General features: G+C 53.4%; 19 protein-coding genes, 1 tRNA gene and 2 pseudogenes. 13 read left to right on the forward strand and 9 right to left on the reverse strand.

All coding sequences use genetic code 11. The features are described 5' to 3' along the window. The first annotated feature begins 178 nt into the window (after window positions 1–178). The 5 genes from AC2FLD_RS00375 to AC2FLD_RS00395 all read left to right on the forward strand — a co-directional run bounded on the left by AC2FLD_RS00375 (window position 179) and on the right by AC2FLD_RS00395 (window position 3,590). Complete coding sequence (locus tag AC2FLD_RS00375; RefSeq protein WP_050603423.1) at window positions 179–475, forward strand: virulence factor; 297 nt, start codon at window positions 179–181, stop codon at window positions 473–475. Window positions 476–500: 25 nt separating this feature from the next. Continuing rightward, window positions 501–1,427, forward strand: coding sequence for a methylenetetrahydrofolate reductase (locus AC2FLD_RS00380; protein WP_496671261.1), 927 nt, complete (start codon window positions 501–503; stop codon window positions 1,425–1,427). Between the two features lie 9 nt (window positions 1,428–1,436). Next, window positions 1,437–2,489, forward strand: a complete 1,053-nt coding sequence (locus tag AC2FLD_RS00385) for a methyltetrahydrofolate cobalamin methyltransferase (RefSeq protein ID WP_050603421.1) — start codon at window positions 1,437–1,439, stop codon at window positions 2,487–2,489. A 129-nt stretch (window positions 2,490–2,618) separates the two neighbouring features. After that, window positions 2,619–3,446 (forward strand): polyphosphate kinase 2 family protein, encoded by an 828-nt coding sequence (locus AC2FLD_RS00390; protein ID WP_050603659.1) that lies wholly within the window; start codon window positions 2,619–2,621, stop codon window positions 3,444–3,446. A 70-nt stretch (window positions 3,447–3,516) separates the two neighbouring features. After that, window positions 3,517–3,590, forward strand: a tRNA-Gly gene (locus AC2FLD_RS00395). Between the two features lie 228 nt (window positions 3,591–3,818). Here AC2FLD_RS00395 and AC2FLD_RS00400 read toward each other — a convergent pair. Next, window positions 3,819–4,130: a helix-turn-helix domain-containing protein gene (locus tag AC2FLD_RS00400; RefSeq protein WP_496671258.1), complete on the reverse strand. Its 312-nt coding sequence runs from the start codon at window positions 4,128–4,130 to the stop codon at window positions 3,819–3,821. Between the two features lie 579 nt (window positions 4,131–4,709). Between AC2FLD_RS00400 and AC2FLD_RS00405 the strand changes: the two are divergent. Further along, a pseudogene (locus tag AC2FLD_RS00405) lies at window positions 4,710–5,564 on the forward strand (terminase small subunit). Window positions 5,565–5,956: 392 nt separating this feature from the next. On the opposite strand, the gene AC2FLD_RS00410 reads toward AC2FLD_RS00405, so the two are convergent. Next, window positions 5,957–7,582 carry a hypothetical protein gene (locus tag AC2FLD_RS00410; protein ID WP_496671255.1) on the reverse strand — a complete coding sequence of 542 codons (1,626 nt, stop codon included), beginning with the start codon at window positions 7,580–7,582 and terminating at the stop codon, window positions 5,957–5,959. Window positions 7,583–7,903: 321 nt separating this feature from the next. On the opposite strand from AC2FLD_RS00410, the pseudogene AC2FLD_RS00415 reads away from it, so the two are divergent. Then, a pseudogene (locus AC2FLD_RS00415) lies at window positions 7,904–7,990 on the forward strand (helix-turn-helix domain-containing protein); the annotation flags it as partial. 202 nt (window positions 7,991–8,192) lie between these two features. On the opposite strand, the gene AC2FLD_RS00420 reads toward AC2FLD_RS00415, so the two are convergent. From AC2FLD_RS00420 to AC2FLD_RS00430, 3 genes are all read right to left on the reverse strand, one after another. Further along, window positions 8,193–8,690: a hypothetical protein gene (locus AC2FLD_RS00420; protein ID WP_496671252.1), complete on the reverse strand. Its 498-nt coding sequence runs from the start codon at window positions 8,688–8,690 to the stop codon at window positions 8,193–8,195. A gap of 125 nt (window positions 8,691–8,815) precedes the next feature. Further along, the gene (locus AC2FLD_RS00425) at window positions 8,816–9,883 is read right to left on the reverse strand and encodes a helix-turn-helix domain-containing protein (RefSeq protein WP_496671249.1); all 1,068 of its coding nucleotides are present in this window, start codon (window positions 9,881–9,883) and stop codon (window positions 8,816–8,818) included. A 743-nt stretch (window positions 9,884–10,626) separates the two neighbouring features. Continuing rightward, window positions 10,627–11,307, reverse strand: a complete 681-nt coding sequence (locus AC2FLD_RS00430) for a helix-turn-helix transcriptional regulator (RefSeq protein ID WP_496671246.1) — start codon at window positions 11,305–11,307, stop codon at window positions 10,627–10,629. Between the two features lie 271 nt (window positions 11,308–11,578). Here AC2FLD_RS00430 and AC2FLD_RS00435 point away from each other — a divergent pair, with 271 nt between their 5' ends. The 6 genes from AC2FLD_RS00435 to AC2FLD_RS00460 are packed head-to-tail and all read left to right on the forward strand — an operon-like array spanning window position 11,579 to window position 17,205. After that, window positions 11,579–12,700 (forward strand): ABC transporter ATP-binding protein, encoded by a 1,122-nt coding sequence (locus AC2FLD_RS00435; protein WP_496671243.1) that lies wholly within the window; start codon window positions 11,579–11,581, stop codon window positions 12,698–12,700. A 38-nt stretch (window positions 12,701–12,738) separates the two neighbouring features. Continuing rightward, window positions 12,739–13,896 (forward strand): ABC transporter substrate-binding protein, encoded by a 1,158-nt coding sequence (locus AC2FLD_RS00440; protein WP_058277121.1) that lies wholly within the window; start codon window positions 12,739–12,741, stop codon window positions 13,894–13,896. 22 nt (window positions 13,897–13,918) lie between these two features. Beyond that, entirely contained in the window at window positions 13,919–14,770 is an 852-nt protein-coding gene (locus AC2FLD_RS00445) for an ABC transporter permease (RefSeq protein WP_282169970.1), read from the forward strand. 9 nt (window positions 14,771–14,779) lie between these two features. Further along, window positions 14,780–15,598: an ABC transporter permease gene (locus AC2FLD_RS00450; RefSeq protein ID WP_282169969.1), complete on the forward strand. Its 819-nt coding sequence runs from the start codon at window positions 14,780–14,782 to the stop codon at window positions 15,596–15,598. Next, on the forward strand, window positions 15,595–16,392 hold the full coding sequence (locus tag AC2FLD_RS00455) for an SDR family NAD(P)-dependent oxidoreductase (RefSeq protein WP_496671240.1): 798 nt from the start codon (window positions 15,595–15,597) through the stop codon (window positions 16,390–16,392). Before AC2FLD_RS00450 ends, AC2FLD_RS00455 begins: the two co-directional genes overlap by 4 nt. Before the next feature lie 21 nt (window positions 16,393–16,413). After that, window positions 16,414–17,205 (forward strand): SDR family NAD(P)-dependent oxidoreductase, encoded by a 792-nt coding sequence (locus tag AC2FLD_RS00460; protein ID WP_058277033.1) that lies wholly within the window; start codon window positions 16,414–16,416, stop codon window positions 17,203–17,205. Between the two features lie 424 nt (window positions 17,206–17,629). Here the strand turns inward: AC2FLD_RS00460 and AC2FLD_RS00465 are convergent, their stop codons facing one another. The 4 genes from AC2FLD_RS00465 to AC2FLD_RS00480 form a co-directional block, all read right to left on the reverse strand. After that, window positions 17,630–18,463 carry a cytochrome C gene (locus AC2FLD_RS00465; protein ID WP_496671237.1) on the reverse strand — a complete coding sequence of 278 codons (834 nt, stop codon included), beginning with the start codon at window positions 18,461–18,463 and terminating at the stop codon, window positions 17,630–17,632. Between the two features lie 258 nt (window positions 18,464–18,721). Beyond that, window positions 18,722–19,552 (reverse strand): glutathione S-transferase family protein, encoded by an 831-nt coding sequence (locus AC2FLD_RS00470; protein WP_496671235.1) that lies wholly within the window; start codon window positions 19,550–19,552, stop codon window positions 18,722–18,724. Window positions 19,553–19,719: 167 nt separating this feature from the next. Further along, entirely contained in the window at window positions 19,720–21,483 is a 1,764-nt protein-coding gene (locus AC2FLD_RS00475; protein ID WP_496671232.1) for an adenylate/guanylate cyclase domain-containing protein, read from the reverse strand. A 276-nt stretch (window positions 21,484–21,759) separates the two neighbouring features. Then, window positions 21,760–22,539, reverse strand: coding sequence for a HalD/BesD family halogenase (locus AC2FLD_RS00480; RefSeq protein ID WP_496671230.1), 780 nt, complete (start codon window positions 22,537–22,539; stop codon window positions 21,760–21,762). Between the last annotated feature and the right edge of the window lie 56 nt (window positions 22,540–22,595).

Here is a 22,595-nt window from a genome sequence, read left to right on the forward strand (position 1 = left end):
ACTTTCATAGAGACGATGAGAAATATGATATGCGCGTTTGCCTGGAAACTGGTTAAAAGCCCGGTACACCACCTTGGGCAAAAACGTCGCTGGAAAAGCGCCGTGTGTCGAAAATCGACCGACCCAAGCCTACATTGAAGTTTAGAACCGGCCCATTGGGTTAGGAGGAATCACAACAATGCCTGACGTTACCATCGTTTACTGGCGCGACATTCCCGCTCAGGTCATCGTCGGCAAAGGCCGTCGTGGCGCAAAGCGGCAGTTGGAAGAACGGTTCGAGCAAGCCATCGACCGTGCCGCAATGAAGGTGAACGCCAAAGACAGTGATGCCTATCTGGCCGAATGGCGCAAGGCCGCACCTTTTGCAGTCGACGGCGACCCGTCCGAGATTGCCGAAGCCGAAGCCGTGCGTCTGGAAACGGAATACGATCAGGACCGCATCAAAGCTCTGATCGCCAACGACGGTTGGGCGTGAGCCCAGACTTTTATGGGAGGCCGAAATGGCTTTGCTGAACTTCAAGAAACGTGATGCGGTCGAAACGGGCCCTGTGAACCCGACCGTCGAAGCCTTTTTGCAAGGCTATTCGATCGAGGTGATGCCGCGAACCGCTGAAAAGGTCGACGATTTCCGCGCTCTGCTGCCTGAGGGCACTCGCGTCTACATCGCCCATATCGAGGGCACGCCCATCGAGGATATGGTCAAGACCGCCAAACGTATTGCGGCAGAAGGCTACCCTGTCATGCCGCACTTCCCGGCGCGGATCATCAAGGATGCCGCGACGCTGGAAAACTGGATCTCGATGTATCAGGGTGAAGCGGGCGTTGATCAGGCACTGCTGCTGGCCGGCGGCGTCGCAAAACCGCACGGCGATTTCGACAGCTCGATGCAACTGTTGGAAACAGGTCTGTTTGACAAGGCGGGCTTCAAGCGTTTGCATGTTGCAGGCCACCCCGAGGGCAACAAGGACATCGACCCCGACGGTTCGACAAAGAACGTAGACGACGCGCTGCGTTGGAAGCAAAAGTTCAGCGAAACCACCGATGCCGAAATGGCGTTGGCAACCCAGTTTGCCTTTGACGCCAAGCCGATCATCGCTTGGGCCGACAGCCTGAAAGAGGCGGGGATCGATCTGCCGATCCATATCGGTATCGCAGGTCCGGCCAAGCTGCAGACGCTGATCAAGTTCGCTATCGCTTGTGGCGTCGGTCCGTCGCTGAAGGTTCTGCAAAAGCGCGCCATGGACGTCTCCAAGCTGCTGCTGCCCTATGAGCCGACCGACGTTGTGACTGAACTGGCCGAGCACAAGGCGGCCAACCCGGATTTCAATATCACCAACGTACACTTCTTTCCGCTGGGCGGGATCAAGACCAACGCCAACTGGGCGATCAATAACGGCGGCGCTTCGGCAAAGCCTGTAAACTCCTAAGGAACGGACATGACCCGTACAGTCGTAGAATCAAAAACAAAAACTGCCGTTCTGGGCTTTGACGAACCGTTCTGCGTGATCGGCGAGCGGATCAACCCGACCGGCCGCAAGAAACTGGCGGCCGAGCTGGAAGCGGGTGATTTCTCGACCGTCGAGAAAGACGCGCTGGCGCAGGTGATGGCAGGCGCAACCGTTCTGGATATCAACGCAGGCGTTGTCTACAACTCGAACCCTAACCCGAACGAGACCGAGCCGCCGCTGATGCGCAAGATCGTCGAGATGGTGCAGGGTCTGGTCGAAGTGCCGCTGTGCATCGACTCGTCGGTTCCCGGTGCCCTGGAGGCTGGTCTTGAAGCCGCTGAAGGCCGTCCTCTGCTGAACTCGGTCACGGGCGAAGAAGAGCGTCTGGAACTGGTTCTGCCGCTGGTCAAGAAGTACAACGTGCCTGTTGTGGCGATCTCGAACGATGACACTGGTATCTCGGAAGATCCCAATGTGCGTTTCGAAGTGGCCAAGAAGATTGTCGAGCGCGCTGCCGATTTCGGCATCCCCGCGCATGACATCGTGGTCGATCCGCTGGTCATGCCCATCGGTGCAATGGCAACTGCGGGTCAGCAGGTGTTCGCTCTGGTCCGTCGCTTGCGCGAAGAGCTGGGCGTAAACACCACCTGTGGTGCGTCCAACGTGTCGTTTGGTCTGCCGAACCGTCATGGCATCAACAACGCTTTCCTTCCGATGGCGATGGGCGCCGGGATGACTTCGGCCATCATGAACCCCGTTGCACTGCCAACAGGGCCCAAGAAAATTGCCGAGAAGAGGGCCGAGATCGAAGCCAAAGGCGTAATTTTGCCTGCGGACATGGATGATGAAACTTTCTGCCAGCTGTTCGGGCTGGGTTCGACCAAGCCGCGGGCCGGTAAGGAAATGGAGGCCATCCGCGCCGCCAACCTGTTGACCAACAATGACCCCCATGGCGGTGAGTGGATCCGGTTCAACAAAGCGCCCGACGAGGCCGGTGCCGCCGGTGGCCGTCGCGGTGGTGGTCGTCGCCGCCGCGCCTGATCTGATCCAAACTAATTCCAAAGGCCGGGCCCAGCGCCCGGCCTTTTGTTGTTTTTGACCCTGATCAATGTCGATTGCGCAGAAGGTTTCACAATAGCCCGATCAATCGAACAAGGATCAGGTGGCAACATGAGCAAACATCATCCCCCGAAACTCTCGGAGGCGGACCTGAGCAAGCGTCTGAACAAGAAAGATTATTTCGACCAGTTGATTGATTTGCAGGCCAAGCTTGCCAGAATTCAACAAGCCTATCTGTTTCACGGGCTCAAGGGTGTTTTGGTGTTTGAAGGCTGGGATGCAGCAGGCAAAGGGGGAACCATTCGCCGGGTCAGCCAGGCTCTGGACCCGCGCAGTTTCAAAGTCTGGCCTATCGGAGCCCCCCGAAACTACTATCTCAACCGGCATTATCTGCTGCGGTTCTGGGAACGTCTGCCGCCCTCGGGTGCGATCTCTGCCTTCGATCGCAGCTGGTACGGCCGGGTTCTGGTCGAGCGGATCGAAAAGCTGACGCCCGAAGAACGCTGGCGCGCGGCTTATCAGGAAATCAACGATTTTGAACGGATGCTGGTCGATGACGGCACGCGGATCGTGAAACTGTTCTTCCATATTTCGCAAGAGGAACAGATGCGCCGTTTCACGGAGAGGCTGACAAACCCATTGAAACGCTGGAAGCTGACCTACGAAGATTTCAGAAACCGTGAGAAATGGGACATTGCCGAAGTTGCGGTTGATGAAATGTTGGCGCGTACGTCGACCAAAGTGGCTCCGTGGCATGTCATTCCAGCGAACAACAAGAAATTCGCCCGGATCAATGCGATGCAAGCCATTGTTGATGCGTTCGCAGATGGTGTTGACCTAAACCCGCAACACTTGGACCAGCGGACAATAGAGGCTGCCGGCGAAGCCCTCGACGTCGACCAATCACTGATCGACAGCTTGCGCGCGCGAACGGAATGACAAATTGCGTACGATCTACCCATAGTCGGGTTGAACCTGTCTCCTCACTGGTGATATCTCAAGGAAAGCGGCGGGTATGATGTAATGGTAGCCTGTCAGCTTCCCAAGCTGAACGCGCGGGTTCGATTCCCGCTACCCGCTCCATAAAAACCCGATAAGCGCTAATAAAATAAAGAAATAAAAAAGGGGGAAGCTGAAGCTGCCCCACATCTGAGTTTTTTTACCCGCCGATTATGCGGCCTTTCCTTCGATCAGGTTTTCCAGATCTTCGACCTTCACCATCTTGCAGCCCGTGCCCCGGTGAATCTTCAATTTACGGTTTTTCTCGGTGCAAAAGATCGGTTGATCCGATTGGCATGGTGTATAGAGATTTCACTCTTTTTCCAGGGCGGACCCCTTAGCTACTTTTGCCCATTCGAGCCAAGCTTTTCGCTGTTCGGGGGAAAGGGCACGGAACGCCTCGAGAAGAAGCGCCTCGTCGTCTTTGTCAGGTGCGCTGAAATCTACAAGCTCAGTTGGCTCCACATCAAGGGCTGCGGCAATAATAGCTTGCTTCCTGGTGGTGAGTGGACGTTTTCCCTTTTCTAATTGCGCCAAATAAGATCGAGATAAATCAACCTTCACTGAAAGTTCGTCCTGAGTAAGCCCTTTGGCTTGCCGGATTTCTTTAATGCGTATCTTCATGATCGATCTTTGGAGTCATTGTGGGGCCCGCATTGGCGGTTTCTATGGGGTTTGCTGTGCGGTGAACCGCATCTGCCGCGGAGTCTATCAATTGGGCTTTGTGGGAGGTTGCGTCGTATCGGTTGAGAACTGCAGGTTCGACGAACTTTGTTGGGGGATGATCCGTTTGATGAGTGCCATTTCCACTCTTTGTTGCATTGGTGGATCACAAGCTCAGGGTTAGGCACTTTCTCGACCCATGATCTTTTCCATGCGAGTTCTCCTTGGTCTCTTTTATAAAGTAAACATGTTGCATTAAGCAACAACAAAGTGAACATGTTGACAAGAAACCGGCGCAACCCAAAAGGTCAGGCGCAAGGTCAATATAAGGTCAGATATATTATAGATTTAAAACAATAAAATAGAGTACGGAAGTCAAGATAAGGTCAGGTTCGAGGTCGGCGAAAGGTCACTAAAGTAACAAGTAAACAAATACATTGATGCTGATGATAGGGTTTTCGCCTTTACAGTTTGTTGCTTAATGCAGAGTTCGCGCCTATCCTGCGGTCGATCTTGAGGCGAAAGAGGCACCGCCCCGGAATGAGCAGCACAACCGACAATCCAGCCTTGGCAGACACAACCCGGCTCGATCAATTCGACCTGAACCCGCGTCAGCGGGCCTTTGTGCTTGCCTACCTTGCTGATCCGAACGCGAAAAAGGCCGCAATCGACGCCGGATATGCAGAAGGATCAGCATAGGCCCAAGGTTCGCGATTGTTAAGCAATGTTAAGGTTGCCCGCGCCATCGCTGAGGGTCGCAAACAGGTTGAGAGCAAGACCATGCTGGATGCAGAGGGCATTGTGAACCTCTGGACGCAAATCGCCCTGTCAGACCCAAACGAACTGACACAGCACATCCACGCGCCTTGTCGCTACTGCTACGGCATCGACCATCAGTACCGGTGGAAGACAGAGCGGGAGTTCACCGAGCGCAAGGCTGAAAAGGTGTTCTTCCTGTTCCACGACGACAATGAGCGCGACGGCGCAATGTCAGGTGCAATCGTAGACCCGCGTATCCCAGACGACGCAAGCGGCTACGGTTATCGCCTCACAGACCCGCCAAACCCGGCCTGTCCTGAGTGTTCCGGCATGGGGATCGAAATCACCCGCATGGCAGAGACCCGCAAACTCAGCCCCGCCGCGCGCCTCGTGTTCGATGGTGTGAAGGAAACCAAGCAGGGTGTCGAAATCAAGATGCAGGACCGGACCAAGACCCTTGAGAACATAGCCAATGACTTGGACATGTTCGCGGGCAAGGTCGATGCAGAAGAGGCCAGCCTACTCGACCACCTTGTTCAGCGCATGATGGGCTCAGGCAACGCAGTGCCCGTCAATCCCGGCAACGAAAGTGACTACTTGGTTGGTGCGCCCTCCATCGCAGGCCGTTGCTGGTGATATGGATGGTACCGCTGAGAACCTTGCGGTCGTGGAGCCCAGCAACGCCGCGTGGTTTCGAGAAAATGTTCTTGATGCGGTTGAGACCCTCGTGGTCGAGCCAGAACAGATGCGATATGGATAATCCTCCTGTCGCCCTTGAATCACGATAACGCAGTTGACGGAATCTACTGAGTAATGACCGCTCAGCATGAGAACCCGTCATCCGATTGAAACCGTCTTATGACGGCAGAGAACCCAAATCGACCCTAAAAAATGGCGCAACCTATCGCCCGCGGTGAATGTAGATAGCGCGCTTTAGGTTGGGTCGCGATAGAATATCGAAAGCCGAGAATGTCTTACATGTCTGCCATTCGATTACTAGCCTATGCTCTAGTAACCCATCTAGGCCTCTATGCTTGGATCGGATCACCTGGCAACCCTATCGCCTCTCTGATGTGGTCAGGCAGATGAAGATTTTGTGCGAGGATATCCGCCTTTTCTGACAGCGCTTCCGCACGTTCTGCAGCAGTTTCCGCGTTGGAGAGCATTCCCGACTTCCTGAGTATCCACGACTTCACTAACCAGAAGTGTCTGCAGTAGGGGCGCATTTCAGTCGCGTCTGAAATTGCTTCGATCGCGAGTTGGTTATCACCCGCCATCATGTGTGCAATCGAAAGGGGATAAAGCCGGTACGGCAAAAACGGATCCTCGGTGGAACGACTCACGGCCTTCGCTAAACTCTTCCGAGCAGCTTCCCAGTTGCCGGCAATGACTTCGGTGTAACCACTCGCCTCCATACCCAAAACGTAGCTGGGATTCAGTCGGAAAATCCTATCAATGTCCTTCCGGGCGCCATGCAGATCACCCGCGAGGCGCGCGCGTACCTGCGCCCGCGTATACCAGCAGTAGTCAGAGCGAGGCGCAGCTTGAACGGCCTTGTTCGAAGATTCAATGATCCGCACACGCAAATCAGGATCAGCCTCGCGATAGCATGCTTCTAGGGGGTAGAGTTTGGCTTCACACCACATTGCAAGCCCGGACCCGTTCTCGGGATCAAGTCCAAGCGCTCGCTCCAGTAATTTACCCGCATGACTATAGTCCTCGACGGTGGCACGGTAAAACAGCATTGCCGCTCGGGATCTCAACTCACTAGGGCTCAATTGATCGTCTGGAATATCATTAAGCCGGTCACCGTCAAACGCATTGATTTGCAGACGTAAATCGTCTGACAGCTGTTCTGCAGCCCGGTCGCTTAATTCAAACAAATCTTCAGACTCTCCGTTTAAGAAGCGCGACCAGGTTACCTGTCCATCTCCCAACCGGGTAAGGCTGGACGATATCCTTGCTTCGCTCTCCCGGCAGCGCAACCTGCACCTCAGGCTGTAAGTTGCTTCGGTCTCGGATGTTGAATCTGTTGCAATTACACGCACACCAGTGCGGCGCGAAAGACTGTGAACCAACTGCTCCTGCAGGTCAGCACAAACCTCAAGCGTCTCTCTCGTTTCGGGAGCACTTGTGACCGGCTCGACTGCAATGGAAGGCAATTCGGTGAGTTCAATTTCACGCTGTGTGGCGGGCCGCCATTGAAACCCATTTACAGGATTGGCAAGGTTCTTTAAATCGAATCTACCCGCATCGCTGAAGCCCGCTGAAAGCTTTTCGTCCAACTGCCGCTTAAGGTCTTCGGAGATCATCACACCACCAGGTGGAGCCTCAGTTTGCAAGCGTGCGGTGATGTTTATACCGGCACCATAAATGTCGGCCTCGTCTTGAACAATTTCCCCGAGATGCGCAGCCATCCTAAGCCTGATTTTCTCATGGTCGACCAAGGCCAACTGCACAAACTGAGCGGTTTCGATTGCCGCTGATACTGAAGGAAAGGCAATTATCCATCCATCACCCAAGCGCTTCAGTATCTCGCCGCCTCTTTGTACCGCCTCTGGTTCCAGTAGTTTATCCCGAAGTTCGCGGACCAGCCCGATTGCGAGCGACTGATCCGCCTCCATCGCGGACGTATAGCCGACCAGGTCAGCCATCAAGATCACAGCAAGGCGAGCTCTCATAAAGCAAGGATAAAACAACGTTCAGGTATTGTCATCTTTTGAAGCGGGCGAAGTGACCGCTGGGTATCATCAAAGCAATGCAGTGAATGGCGGCTTCGTCAGCGCAGCGGTCGTTGGGATGGGTCGCAGCGAATTAGCGGTTTGAGCCCAAAATACCGGATGATGCAAGTCGCACAAATGGCCGCTAATCAACCTGTGCGGCAAGCCATTTGGCTAGGATGCCGATCAGTATCACGGTTGGACGAATGACCTCGGGACTGCTTTTGAAGTACTTGACGGAGTTTGGTCTGGTCATCACGCGGTCTTGTGGCCAAGCAATCGCTGAAGTCTATAGCGCGCGGTCTTCACCGAGCGCCCTCAACCATCAGCCGTAAGCAGCGATGGCCGCAAGCCCAATCGCAAAGCCTACTAATCGCAGCAAGGGGATCAACTGGTACATGGCGGGAAGCTTCGGGTTTGTGGTTTCGGTTTGCACTGGATCAGTTCTCTTTTTGTTTGGCGTAGAAATGTGCGCAGCGTGAAACCCAGGAAACACACAGTTTGTCTTCCGTCCTTCGCTTCAGCTGCGCATGCATGTTCTGGTCTATGGAAGGTTTGTAGAAAGGCTGGCGCAGTCCACGTCTGTCTTGCGAGAACCAAACATATCCGCCAACAGGTTTCGGCCTGGGTTGATAACAAATCCGGTGTCCGCCGAAAGGCCTTTCGCAAGAAACAAGTCCGCCCCCTGATCCGTGGCATCGGATGAAGCGCGCACCATGTCGCTGATCAGATCCCGCCCTGCCAGCAGTTCGCGCATCACATTGGGGTTCGTGATGACAATTCGGATCGATCCCGTTCGACCCACATCGATATGTTCACCAGTAAAGTCACCTGCCACAAAACGGACAGGCATCGTGCGACAAGCACTGTTGATGCGAAACGAGGCGGTGCCTTTGCCGGCAATCCCGCGCAGCATCAAAAGATTCCCTTCCTTTGGGTGCGGAATATTGATGACGGCGATGTCGCTTTCCGGCTTGGTGATCGCTTCGGCGTTTGCAACATCGGTTGTTGCGACGGAGATCAAAATCAGGCTGACCGCCAATCCAATGGTCGCCAGTTAACCTTTTGGCGTTCTGAGTTTCATGACAATTCCTTTCATGGTTGCTGTCCCAAGCTTGTGGGTTGTGCAAACAAGAAAGTTGAAAGGTGCGAAACCCGCGCCCGGATCTACGTTTCCGAACGTTTGAAATCGCGATTGCGAACGTATTTGTCGCCGCTCCCCTGGCGTTTATAGGCAGAAGGAGTTTGGCCGGTCAGGCGACGAAACTCCGTGTTGAAGCTGGACTTGCTTTGGAATCCGGCCTCTAACATGATGTCTGTCACGAGCAGATCAGTGGTTGTTAGCAGCATTGCTGCATGGCGCACGCGAAAGCCGTTGATATAGCGAGAAATATTCTCTCCGTGAACGCGATTGACCGCTTTTGATACGCTTCGTGCGGGGCAGTGAAGCCGCCGGCCCAACCGCGCGAGCGTCAGATCCGGGTCCTTGAAGATATGCTGTTCTGCCATCAGCTGATCTAGCTTGCGCAACAGGTCCTGATCTTCTTCCAGAGGAGGCTCTGCCGCGGGAGCGCCTGAAGCGTGCCGCGTCTGGCCCCCAAGGACAATTGGCACACCGACAAGCGCACAGAGCAAGACGGCCGTAACAATCACACCTGATATGCCTGTCAGCAGCTGGATGACCCCTGCATTGCCTGCAGAAAGCACCGCAACAAAGATCATATCAGCCGCAACGATCAGGGCGATGAAGAGGAGTGCAAAGAGCAACGCAAGCCTGGTCATGCGAAATTTGTTGGGGGCGACCTGAACAAATGCTTCCGGCGGCTGGCGCAACATCCTCGCCAGCAAAATGGCACAGATGGCATTGGTGCCGATCACGACCAAATCAGCGGACCAGGCCGTTGGTAGAAAAAGCGCAAGTTGCCCAATCACAATACCAATGGCGGCCATCAGAAGCCTCTCTCGGGTTGGGAACCCGGTCGTTGACGCAAGTGATTGAAAACCAAGCCATAGCGTGGGAGCTATCAGTATCGCAATATGAGGCTGTATCCGGCTCAGCCCATCAATCCCATATTCCGATCTCAATCCCACAAAGACGGTGACCACTGCAACAAGGCCAAGTGCAAGGCTAAAAAGTACGCGCGCAGCAACGGGCAGCGGCGGTCTGCTGACAACTGCTACTGCGACGAAAACCGCGAGAATCGAAATGAGCCAAGAAGTGGGAACCGTGCTCACGGTGGTATTCCTCAAATCAGGTTCTCAAGTGCAATGGCTTAGATGCCCAAAGCATTTCAGGCGCTGTTTATCCGAGCTGTTTGACACGCAAGGCTACAATGTCATCGAATTTAACACCACATGCATTGGAGCTTGCTAGTAGTCTCCGGTACAAGATCGCGTTTTAGAACTTTGTTCAGGTCAAACGGCGGCATAGGGCATTCGTGATGTTTCGTGGATGCTGCAAGCGGCTCACTCTCAATGGAGTGAAAGACCTCTGACCATCGGTAGCAGACATCGCTCCACCGGCCACGGACAACGGCTTTGTCCCGCAACTAGGAAGTAGTTCCCGTTCAAACCAACGACCGGTTCCAGCTCAAGCGGTCAGTGGCGCTCCAAAGCAGACGTTGTCGCGGAGCCGACCGGTATTGAGAGTCCGGTTTCAATCGCTTTGTGGACATCCGACAAAAATGCTCAGATGACCGCATCGAGCCCAATCTGCTCATTCATGAAAGGTGCGGCATCCGTCACGAAGGGCGGAAAGCAGTCATTCGCTGCAGGCGCATGAAATGCAAGCCAAAATAGAAAAGCGGTCACTCGAGATGGATGAATGAGGCCTCAGGAGGCGTCCCGTTCGAATATGGAGCATGCTTTCTTCACACCCCACAGAACACTCAGACGTTTTTATGTTTTGCAGGGGCTCTGCCTCGCCTTCACCGTTCGTGAAAAGAAGTTGGAGCAAGTACGCTCCAAGGCGATCGGCTTCAGTTAGCGTTCAGTGATTTGGACGACAACGATGAGTGTCCGCCCGAAACCAATTCATCTATGAACTTCGAAAACAACTCACCTTGAGATCGGATCTGCAGTTTTGAATATACATTCCTTCGGTGGATACGCACAGTGCCGGGGGAAATTTCGAGGATGCGCCCCACAGCGTCTGCGGAATGACCTTTGAGCGTGTATTCGACGACCTGGCGTTCTCTTGGTGTCAGGGCACCCTGTCCGAAATTGGTAAAAGCAAGGGCCACGCTTTGATAAAGATCATCATCTGCTACCTCGCCTTCAACAGATCCAAACCGGTTGGCAAGATCGTCCCAGTGTCTTTTGCATGTCGCCTGCACAATGGGCCAAAACTCATTGAGTTGTCGGAAATCCTTGGCTGAAAAAGCCTTTTGCTCACGCATCACGGAAACAACCACACTGGCGGATTCAGGAAGCCGGATCACAAAGCCCATTTCTTCCGCAAGCCCGGTTCGGGCATAATAGCTGCGATAGTATTCGCCCTGAAAAAACCTGTCCGGTGCCAGATCGCGAATTCGATGCAGTCCGGGAACGAAATCGGTCTCGCAAACAAGATAAAATGGGTCAAGCAAGTATGGGCCTTCCTGATAGTCCTCAACAAAGACCTTGCGCTTATTTTTTGGGAAATCGTCATACAAATCCAAAGGGCGGGCTTGGCCAAAATATCCAAATACAACAGTGTAATCGAACGGGGTGATCTGCCTCAGCGTATCAGACAAGGTTTGTGCAAAGCTCTCTGAGCCGATAGCGTCAATGAGCGTGCCGGTTGCTTCGTACAAAGCTTTCATGATCCTCCTCCGCGCCCTGCTATTCAGATTGATATACTAAAAACATGGTATATACACTGAAACAAGTTTTTCTTACAGTTTTTCCAATATAGATAGTAGTCAACAAATCGGAAAAAGATAGAAATAAATGGAAAACGGGGGATATGTTGGCGAGGTTGAGCCAGCTGGCAAAAAACCGATCGCAGAACTGCGTGGAGTGACAAAGCGCTTTGGCGAAGTGTTGGCCGCCAGTGATTTGAACCTTTCGATTGCCGAGGGCGAGTTCCTTTCCTTTCTAGGCCCGTCCGGATGCGGCAAGACAACAGCTTTGAGGATACTGGCAGGTTTCGAAACCCCCACCGAAGGGGATGTGTTGCTGGATGGAAAGGTGGTGAACACGCTCGAGGCGCACCACCGTCCGGTGAACATGGTGTTTCAGCAATATGCACTGTTCCCACATATGACCGTGGCGCAAAACATCGGGTACGGGTTACGCCAGATCCGCCCGCGCATACCAAAGGCAGAGATTTCGGAACGGGTGAGCAAAGCCCTTGATGTGGTGCAACTGGCAGGCTTTGAGGATCGCAAGATCTGGGAGATGTCAGGCGGCCAGCAACAGCGCGTGGCCCTGGCCCGCGCTATCATCAATGAGCCCAAACTCCTGTTGCTGGACGAACCCATGGCCGCGCTTGATCGCAAGTTGCGTAAGGAGATGCAGATCGAACTACAGGATCTGCAACGCCAGTTGGGTATCACCTTTGTACTGGTGACACACGACCAGGAAGAGGCACTATCGATGAGCGATCGCATTTGCATCATGCGGGACGGCAGAATTGTGCAGATCGGTAGCCCGCAAGAGTTGTATGATCGCCCAAATTCTCGCTATGTCGCTGATTTTGTAGGCACGTCCAACTTCTTTAATGGCAAACTTCAGCGTTCGACGAACGGCTTGTCTGAGGTGCTTCTGGACAATGGAATGCGGATACAGGGCATGCCCGGTGATGGTCTTGTCGACGGGCAGGAGGTGTGCGTTAGCGTGCGCCCTGAACAAATGAAACTGCGCCGTCAGGGCAAAGGTCTTGAGGTCGAAGTCCACAACCGAATTTTTCTTGGCGAACACACTGAATACCTGGTGACGCACGAAACCCTTGGTGACTTCCTCGTACTCGCTCCGCGTCAGGCGGACCTTAGCGAAGGTGCTTTTGCCGTCCGCGACAAAGCCCTGGTCTCGTGGGAGACATCGGCGGCGCTCATTCTCGACCGAAATTAACGACGTCCACAACAACCATGCAAAAGGGAGTAAAGAAAATGACAAAGACCATCGACCATATCTCCAAGAAGGAGTTCATGGAGAAGCTGGAAAGCTACCGGAAGGGCTCAATCACGCGGCGCCATTTCCTGAATGTAACCGGCCTTGGTGCGGCAGCGGCTGTGATGGGGGCCTCGGTGCCCGGTTTGCGCCCACAACCTGCATATGCTGGCGATATTGGTGATCGCGTGGTTCTGGCTACATGGCCGAACTATCATGATCTGGCCAACTTTGACGCCTTTACCGAGGCGACGGGCGCACATGTGCAGGTCAACGTCTTTGGCTCGAACGAAGAAATGCTAGCCAAGTTGCAGGCCGGTGCCACCGGTTGGGATGTCTATGTGCCCACCAACTACACGTTTGAAGATTACGTCAAAGAGGATCTGATCGAACCGTTGGATACGTCGATGTTGCCGAACTATGATGCGTCGGCCTTTGATGCGCGCTACGCTGAGGCAGGTTCAGTCAACGGTAAGCTCTATGGTGTTCCCAAGAACTGGGGATCGACCGGCATGGCCGTCAACACTAAGCACAATGGTGGAAATGCGATTTCATCATGGCGAGAGTTCTTTGATATCACCATGGGCAAGTTCTCGGGTCGTACCATCGTGCACGACTATCAGCTGACCACGATTGGCAGCGCCCTGAACGCCTTTGGCTATTCGTTCAATTCGGTTGACGAGAAAGAGCTGGCCGATGCCGAGAAACTGCTGATTGACGTGAAGCCACATCTGTTTGCCATTACGTCGGACTATCAGCCGGGTATGCGTAATGGGGATGCCTGGTTGACCATCTGCTGGTCCGGCGACGGCAAGCAGCTGAACACCGACATACCCGAGATCGCCTATGTGCTTGGCAAAGAGGGCGGCGAAATCTGGAGCGATTACTGGGCGATCCCCAAAAGCTCCGAGCGCAAGGCAGCGGCCTATGCGTTGATCAACTTCATGCTGGATCCGAATGTTAACGTCAAAGAAGTGCTGGCGCACGGCTATCCGACGGCAGATTCCCGAACATATGATCAACTGCCCGAAGAGTTGAAGAATGATCCGATCATCTTCCCGGCTCAGGAGCTTTTGAGCCCACTGGAATTCGGGGCCGCAGTCACTCTGACCGATCCGAACCGCGCCGAGCTGATGGCTCGGTTCAAGTCGGCCTGATCTGAACTAAGGTGAAGACAACATGACGAATAGAACACGCAACTGGTTGTTGTTGGCACCTGCGGGAACTTGGTTCCTCGTGATGCTGATCATTCCGTTAACAGTTGTCTTCATCTTTAGCTTTGGAGAGCGAGCCTCGTCAGGTGGCGTTGAGCTCGCTCTCACTTTGGAACAATACACCAACCTTCCTGCACGCTGGGCAGCGTTCAAAAATACGATGACGTTGGCGCCGTTAGGAACCATGGCGGCGCTGCTTATCGCCTATCCCCTGGCTTACTTTCTCGCTGTCAAAACGACTCCGAGGTGGAAAACCATCCTGTTGGTTCTGGTGATCGTGCCATTCTGGACGTCGATCCTGATCCGCAGTTACGCTTGGATTTTCCTGCTGGGTGGACGCGGGATACCTGCCTTGTTCGAATGGGTCGGAATTGAGGGACTACGCCTAATCAACACGCCGTTTGCGGTGTTGGTTGGGATTATCTATGGGTATCTACCGCTGATGGTGTTCCCAATCTATGTCAGCCTCGACAAACTCGACAAACGCCTGCTCGAGGCGTCGTCTGATCTGGGCGCAAAGCCGTGGAAGACCTTTCTTCAGATCACGCTCCCGCTTTCGGTGCCCGGCATTGCGACTGGTTGCATGCTCGTCTTTATCCTGTTGATGGGCGAATACTTGATCCCGGCTCTGCTGGGCGGTGGCAAAGTGTTCTTTGTTGGCAATGCACTGGTCGATCTGTTCCTGCAGTCACGCAACTGGGCCTATGGGTCGGCGGTTGCTGTCACCCTTGTGGTCGTCATGCTGATTACCGTCACGATCTACATGCGGCTGATTAGCCGCCTCGGCGCAAGCCGTGAAGACGTATCGATTATGTGAGGCTATGCGATGAGACTGTATGCAATCTGCGTTTACCTTTTTCTCTACATTCCTATCGGTGTCATCGCCCTGTTCAGCTTTAACGCCGGTCGACACGCGAGCCAGCTTCAGGGGTTCTCAACCAAATGGTATGGCAAGGCGCTGTCCAATCCGTTCGTGATGGACGCGCTGGAAACCAGCCTGATCGTGGCATTTTGTTCGGCGCTGTTTGCCAGCGTCTTTGGCACCATGGCCGCCGTCGCCCTGCAGGGCATTCGTGGTCCCGTGCGAGCTACCTTTGATCTGCTGATCTATGTTGCGGTGATGATCCCCGGCATTGTAATTGGGATCGCCACTTTGATCGGGCTGGTCACCGTATTTGACCAACTGAACCCGCTGATTGCGGCGATTTGGCCGGACGGGTTCAAGCCGCCAAAGCTGCGCATGGGCATCGGCTCGCTGATCGCCGCCCACACGATGTTCCTGATGGCGCTTGTGGTAATTATCGTACGGGCACGGCTCGCGGGGATGGATCGCGCGCTGACCGAGGCCTCTTCGGATCTCTACGCCACGCCGATGGGAACGTTCCGACAGGTGACATTGCCGATGATCTTTCCGGCCATCCTGGCGGGTTTTTTGCTGAGTTTCACCTTTAGCTTCGACGACTTCATCATCGCGTTCTTTGTGGCGGGCTCAGAAACGACGCTGCCGATCTATGTGTTCTCATCCATCCGACGCGGTGTGACACCTGAAATCAACGCGATTGGAACGATGGTGATGGGGGTGTCTCTGTTACTGCTGATTACCGCCCAGTTGTTGCTGCAACGCGGAGGTAAAAAGTCCCGATGACCCTTGCAGAAAAATCTCTTAAGGCCCGACCTTTTCCGATACTCGGCGGCAAGGTTGTTCTGGTGACAGGCGCCGGATCAGGAATTGGCCGGGCAGGGGCAATGGCCATGGCCCGTCATGGCGCCAAAGTTATTGTGACAGATCTGGATGCCGACAAGGCTGCGCATGTGGTCGAAGACTTACATGGCGAGGGGCTGGTGGCGGCCTCGAGAGGGCTAGATGTCACCGACGATCAGGCAGTCAAAGCCGAGGTCGACAGAGTCGTCAAAGCTTACGGGCGCCTTGATGTCCTGCACTCTCACGCTGGCTATCAGATTGAAGGCAACCTTGAGCAGGTGCCCGTTGAAGGTTTGGACATGTCCTGGCGATTGAACGTGCGGTCGCATTTTATCGCGGCTCGCGCTGCGGTGGGTCCCATGCGCGAGCAGGGAGGTGGCAGTGTAATCATCACTTCGTCAAACTCGGGTGTGCAATACGACCGCGAAATGATTGCCTATGCCACTACCAAGCATGCAGTGGTCGCCATGACCCGTCAGATGGCCGCAGATTATGCCAAACACAATGTTCGTTTTAACGCCCTGTGTCCGGGTTTTATCGACACGCCGTTTAACGCCGGTTTCGAAGTGCAAATGGGCGGGCGCGAAAAGCTAGAAAGCTACGTGTCTGAAACCATTCCGATGGGACGCTGGGGCACGACCGAAGAAATGGCCGATTCAATCCTGTTTCTGGCCTCCGACATGTCCACCTTTATGACGGGCCATGCGCTGGTCATCGATGGCGGAGAATGCATCTGAACTTCTGTACGGAGCACCAATATGACCAATAGCCTCAAGACACCCAATGGCCGCCTCGCGGGAAAAGTTGCCGTGATTACAGGGGGAGCCACTGGAATGGGGCGGGCCACCGCGCTGATGTTTGCCGAAGAAGGTGCCAAGGTCAGCATCTTTGATATCAAGAATGAAGAGGGTCGGAAAACAGTCGACATGATCCGCGACACAGGTGGTGAGGCGGCATTTTTTCATGCTGATGTCACCAAGGACGCCGAGATCAATGCTGCCTTTGACGCTGCCCTTGAAGCCTTTGGACCCTATAATGTCCTGTTCAATCACGCAGGAACCATCATCGTCAAAGCGATGCATGAAACCAGCGAAGAAGAATATGACTGGTTGATGGATGTAAACGTGAAATCGGCCTTTCTGACCTGCCGTCGTGCGGTTCAGGACATGAGCGCAAATGGCGGCGGCTCAATCGTGATTACTTCGTCTATTGCGGCTGAACTGGGCTATGCGTTGGAGTCAGTCTACTGCATGTCAAAAGGCGCGGTTCTTCAACTGGCGCGCACGATCTCAACCGAATATCGCGATGCGGGCATCCGGTGTAACGCGGTCTGCCCTGGGTTTGTTGAAACGGCGCATGGCCTCAAGGAAATAGCAGAGTTGGACGCCGCCGGACAGGAATGGGAAGACTCTGGGATGGCGGCAACGCAGGGACGCATTTGCTATCCAGAGGAAGTGGCCGCGGCGGTGGTTTTTCTTGCATCTGATGAGGCCAGCTTTGTGAACGGCAATGCAACCTATGTTGACAACGGCTGGTACGCAAAAGGTTAAATGCCAAGCGAATAGGACAATCATGACCATCGGACTTTGAGTTGCACGATCACTTTGGCGGCGCAGCGAATGGCTGGATCGGTGGAGCCGCAATGCGGCGAGAACTTTCACGACGAATGACTGCAATGGGCCGGATGCGGCTTCTGGAGCATTTCAGCCGAAGGTCGGGAAAGTCCGCAAGTCTGCCGTTCAGAAGATCTCAGCGAACGTCCACTGCCGTTCAACGCAGAACTTCAGGCGAAACTTCTCGAAATGACCACCAGCAATGACCGCCATCCGTTTCAGAGCCGTCATCTGACGAAAAGACTCAGATGACCGGATCGAGCCCAAAGCGGAAACGAATATAACTCGCTCGGTGGCCCCACAAGCCGAACGCAAAGCTGAGTTCGGGTGTGCTAGTCCTAGCGATTTTCCATAAGAAAAGTTAAGGATCAGGTAGAGGTGGAATGGTGCGTAGATACATCACGATAGCCTCAAGGTCTTCGGGCGCCATTGTCGCATAGTAGGCGTAACCCATCGGCGGTTGCATTTGTGTCCCGTCTGGGCGTTCACCCGAAACGATCATGGTTTTCAGCTCTTCTTCCGTATATCCGACCAACCCATCTTCGTGGCTCGTGATATTGGGAGCGACGGATACCCCCCACGGTCCATGGAACTCGAACCCACCTGCGCCAAGATGAGTTTCGAACATAGGACCCTTGGGGCCGAATGTCGTATGGCATTCCGTGCAATGCGCGACTGGCCCTGCGAGATATGCGCCATATTCGACAGTTGCGCCTTGCGGTGGCGATGAAACGGTATCAATCGGCGGACCGTAGTCCGGAGGAAGTGGAAAGCCATACGTTGAACCGGGCGTCTCATTGCCACTTGCAGGCATTGTTCTGAGAAACATAACCATCGACATGACGTCGTCGTCACTCAGACCGCGATATAAGCCGATCGGCATAGGCGGCCCTATGACCGTACCATCTGGACGAATACCTTCGCGTATCGCTCGGGCAAGCTCTTCGTCACTCCAATCCGCAACCCGGCTACCGGGTGTTATGTTGACAGCCCAGGCCTCCATCAAGTCGTTCTTTTCAACCATCATACCGCCCAACTCGTTGGACATATCAGGCCCATTTGGTCCTTGAGGTGTATGGCAGTTTCCGCACGCTGCAGGACCACGGACGAGGTATTCACCACGTTCCAAACTCGGTTCGGCCATCGCCGCAAACGGAAAAGAAATAGCTGAAATAGCTATGATTAGTTTATGCATGTTTTGTCCCCCCAACGTTGGGTGTGAACCGGTCAACTATAAAATACTCGTTTAAAGTCCCAACAATTTGAGATCATACATTACTTTGAGAAAATCCAAAAAAACTTTGCCGCTCCACGTTCGCTTCATTAACGAAACTTCCGTTTGATCTGCAGGCAAAAAGTGATTTGTAGAGTTCTTCCCAACCTCCTCAAGCCGATTGCTTGGGCGAGCGTTCACCCATGAAGAATGCTATCAGGAGGTTGGATTTAGGTAAGCCTAATTTGTGGGGGCTGGTCCTAGTCCCGCATTGGCGACAACCAAACCAAGTTCTTCGTCTGAAACCGATCCAGAGTACTTGTCCCGCGGAGGCATAGGTCTGGTTTTCCAATGTGGTTCAAACGTGAAGCTGGACATATTTCGACCGTCCACCAAGGCACCGTTCCCAGCGCCCAGTGCGTAATCATAATAAAGTTTGAGAATCTCTTCTTCCGTCACCTGTTCAGTCGCTGCATGTTTCAAACAGGCAGCCCTCCATTTTTTGACACGGGCATATTCGTCGCCAATCGGCAATTCGAAATCCTCATAGTAGTCAAGAAACCAAAAACGCTTGAATACCGGCGTAAAAACCGCCTCTGCTAATCCGAAATCATCAAACAAGAATACGCCGTCCGGATTGTGGGCAAGCAGGAAGTCGTTTAGATCGCGGTACAGTGCAAGCAGCTTTTCGTTGTGCACATCTTTCTGCCCTTGGTCTTGGTTCATGACATAGACATAGCCTGCCATTGTGAATGGACCCTCCTTGGCAATCAACATAGACTCCACTACGTGTTCGCCAGGGTTAGAGCGCCGCAGTTTTGGCCCCTCAAGTACTTCGTCAAGGTAACGAAGAATAACCAGACTTTCCTTTACAATCTGACCTTCCACGGTTTCGAGAACTGGAAGCGCCGTTGTTCCTCGTGTTTTCCTTAGAAGCTCTGGGTCGCGAGGCTTCGTGATGTCCACGACGCGGAATTCAACTGCATCTTGCAGACCTCGAAGTGCCAACAGAATCACAAGGCGCTGAGAAAAGGGGCATACAGGGATATGATAGACGGTATGCTTTGCCATATTGCTTAATCCAGTGGAGAGCCGATGAAAGTCATATCGTGTTGCTGCTACATTAGTCTAAGGATTGGTTGCCACAAGGAAAAAGTCTGCAATGTCTTCAAAGTGGAAATCTTACACGATTTGGAAAATGACCGCATCGAGCCTCGAGCGGGCTTCTTTACGTCTCATTAGTCCGGCAATCCTGCGGCTTTCAGGCCCGCCACAATCTTTAGTCTGTGCTCTTCCTTTGCGTAGGGCAATTGGGAATTCAGTGTGGATACCGTAGCTACAGGGATCAATTTGAGAAGCCTCGAACCGGCTTCCTCTGCTTCTTGTAATTTGCCCTGCGCCGTTTTCACCGCCGACAAAAATATATAGTTCATAGGAAACTGAGGCGCGTTTCGTATTGCTGCCTGCAAGTATTCGATAGCTTCTTCATAGCGGTCAAGCTGCAACATTAAGTGACCATAATTCAGAAGGTAAATGGGCGGAGTATGTGGTTCTAGCCGCATAGCCCGGTCCATTGGCGCAATTGCCAACTCCGGTGTTCCCGCGTAGATAAGTGAAGAAGCCTGCCACAGATGTCCATCAGAGGAATTAGGGTCCAGTGATAAGGCTGTTTCATGCTCAGAAAGAGCTCTATTGAACCCATCGCCCCACATATGCATCCAACCCAGAAACGCGTGAGCGGCAGCAAGGTTAGGGTCTATCTTGGCGGCACGTTCGGCCTCAGCCAATGCTTCGTCGAACGCGTTGTGGTGGCTGTTCCACTTGAAGAACCAAGCATGGAATTTTAAGTAGCTTCTAACTGCCATAGCATAGGCGAAGTTTGGGTCAGCTTCTAACGCTTTGGTGAATATTACCTGCGCTTCGGCGTTGGCTTGCGGACCCGGTTCACGATAGCGCAGTCGGCCTTTCAGAAACCAGTCACGCGCTTCAGTATTCTCTGTGTATTGACTGCCAAGACGATTTTCCTCACCTTCCCGCAACTGTATAGACAGCGCGTCGACAACTTCTCTTGTAATCTCGTCTTGCAGGTCAAAAACGTCTTCCAGCGTTCCGTCTCTGCGATTGGCCCAGACGTGACTTCCATTCGCGGTTTCAATTAGCTGAGCGTTCATGCGAACCCGGTTGCCTGCCTTGCGGATACTGCCCTCAAGAACATAGTGCACCCCCAACTCCTTGCCGACGCGTCGCAGATCTACTGCCTTGCCTTTGTAAACAAAGGAAGAGTTGCGACCGATGACTAACAAGCCAGACAATTTTGAGAGGTCGGTGATCAAGTCCTCTGTCATGCCGTCTGCGAAGTACTCTTGCTCTGCATCACCTGACATATTGTCGAACGGCAAAACCGCTATAGACGGAATTTCTGGCAAACTCGGGGTTGAAATCAACCCTGAAGCTGGGGTGGACTTTTTAGTATTTGCGTCATCATTTGCCGAGTTCGTCCATTTCCAGATGCGGATTGGCTCTACAATGTTTTTTACCTGCTGAGCTCCCGCGTCTTGAAAAGGCACATCCAAGCGGTGCTTGATCTGTTCATGGACCGAGGCCGAAATGCAAATTCCGCCAGGATCGGACAGCGTCTCCAATCTTGAAGCCACATTTACCCCATCGCCATGAATGTCGTCACCTTCCACCACAACGTCGCCGATATTTATGCCGACACGAAAAGTAATCTCGTGATCGCCTGGTGCTTCTCCGTTGCGTGAATGGATAGATTTTTGAATATCATAGGCGCATGAAACTGCGTCGACGGCGCTGGCGAACTCCGTCAATACTCCGTCTCCCATCCATTTGACTACTCGACCTTCGTGTTTTGCAACGGAGGGCTCTACAACATTTTCCCGAAGTTCACGCAATTTAAGCAATGTTCGTTCTTCATTGGTGCGGACAAGGCGCGAGTAACCAACGACATCTGCCGCAAGTATTGCGGCCAGTCTTCGTTTCATAAACACACCCTCCTAAAGTTGGGAGACTAAACTCACGCAAAACTGAAATCCAGTTTTGAATTACATCTAGCGCTCAACAAGACTGGGGTGGTGAAAGGGGCACGTAAGCTGGTTTCACGGTGGCTGCTTTGTCCGCATTGCGGTCGCTCGCAATATTTGGGCGCACGTCTGCACCGAGCCCAAACTACTTGATGCTGCGCGTCGCAGCAATGTCAGCTTTCAGGTTGCTCTCGTATTATCTACATTGCGGGGCGAGGCGATCGCGGTGAGCTACTTTTAGCTCAATCGACCATAAAAGGTCATTCGGGCGGCTTCAGAAAGTTCGACACCGGGTTCGGCATTATAAGCAAGCACTGCGAGAATGCGCGTTAGATCGCCTTCATTCGGTGCCACCCGGTGAATCGAGTTGCGGCCCCGGAAGAAGACCAGTGTACCGGCATCGGCCTCGACAATTTCCACTGGCGCCTTTCCGTCCAAAATTTCATTAACTTTCTCAAATCCCATTTCGCCTAAATCTGCATCGCGAACGGCGTTAACGTATTCGAACTGCCCACCCTTTTCAGGCGCTTGCACCATCAAGGTGATGGCAAAGGACGAGTTGTCAAAATGCCAGCCAAGCTCCTCGCCCTTTTCAGCAAAATGCAGGTTGATGGAAGATAGTGGGTCTGCGTATTGGTGCATCGCGTCTTCGCCAAGGACATCGCACAAGAAGCTCCGGAAAACCGGGGCGTCGTAGAGTTGGCGCAATGGTGAACCCTGCGGCATCAAATCATCGGTAATGCATCCTTTGGATGAGGTGACGAGGCGATTGCGTGCATGGTCGTCAGCAAACCTTTCGTCTTTTGGGGTCAGGTAGACGTTGTGTTGCTTTGTTGACTTAAAGACCTTGTCTTTGTTGGCGATGCCCTCGTCACGGATTGTATCAATCGCTCCCTTTTGAACAAATCCCGGCATCACGAAGACACCCGTTTCGTTAAACTCGTTCTTACAAGCTGCGCGGAAATCCGCATTGCCGATCGGAAAGGCTTTTAAGTCGATAATGTCTTTCAGCTCCATTGGTCTCTCCTGCCGTCAAGTTGCGTTGTTGACGTGATACAGAGGCACAAAGAACA

This window comes from Ruegeria sp. CDSA021 (assembly GCF_059612325.1).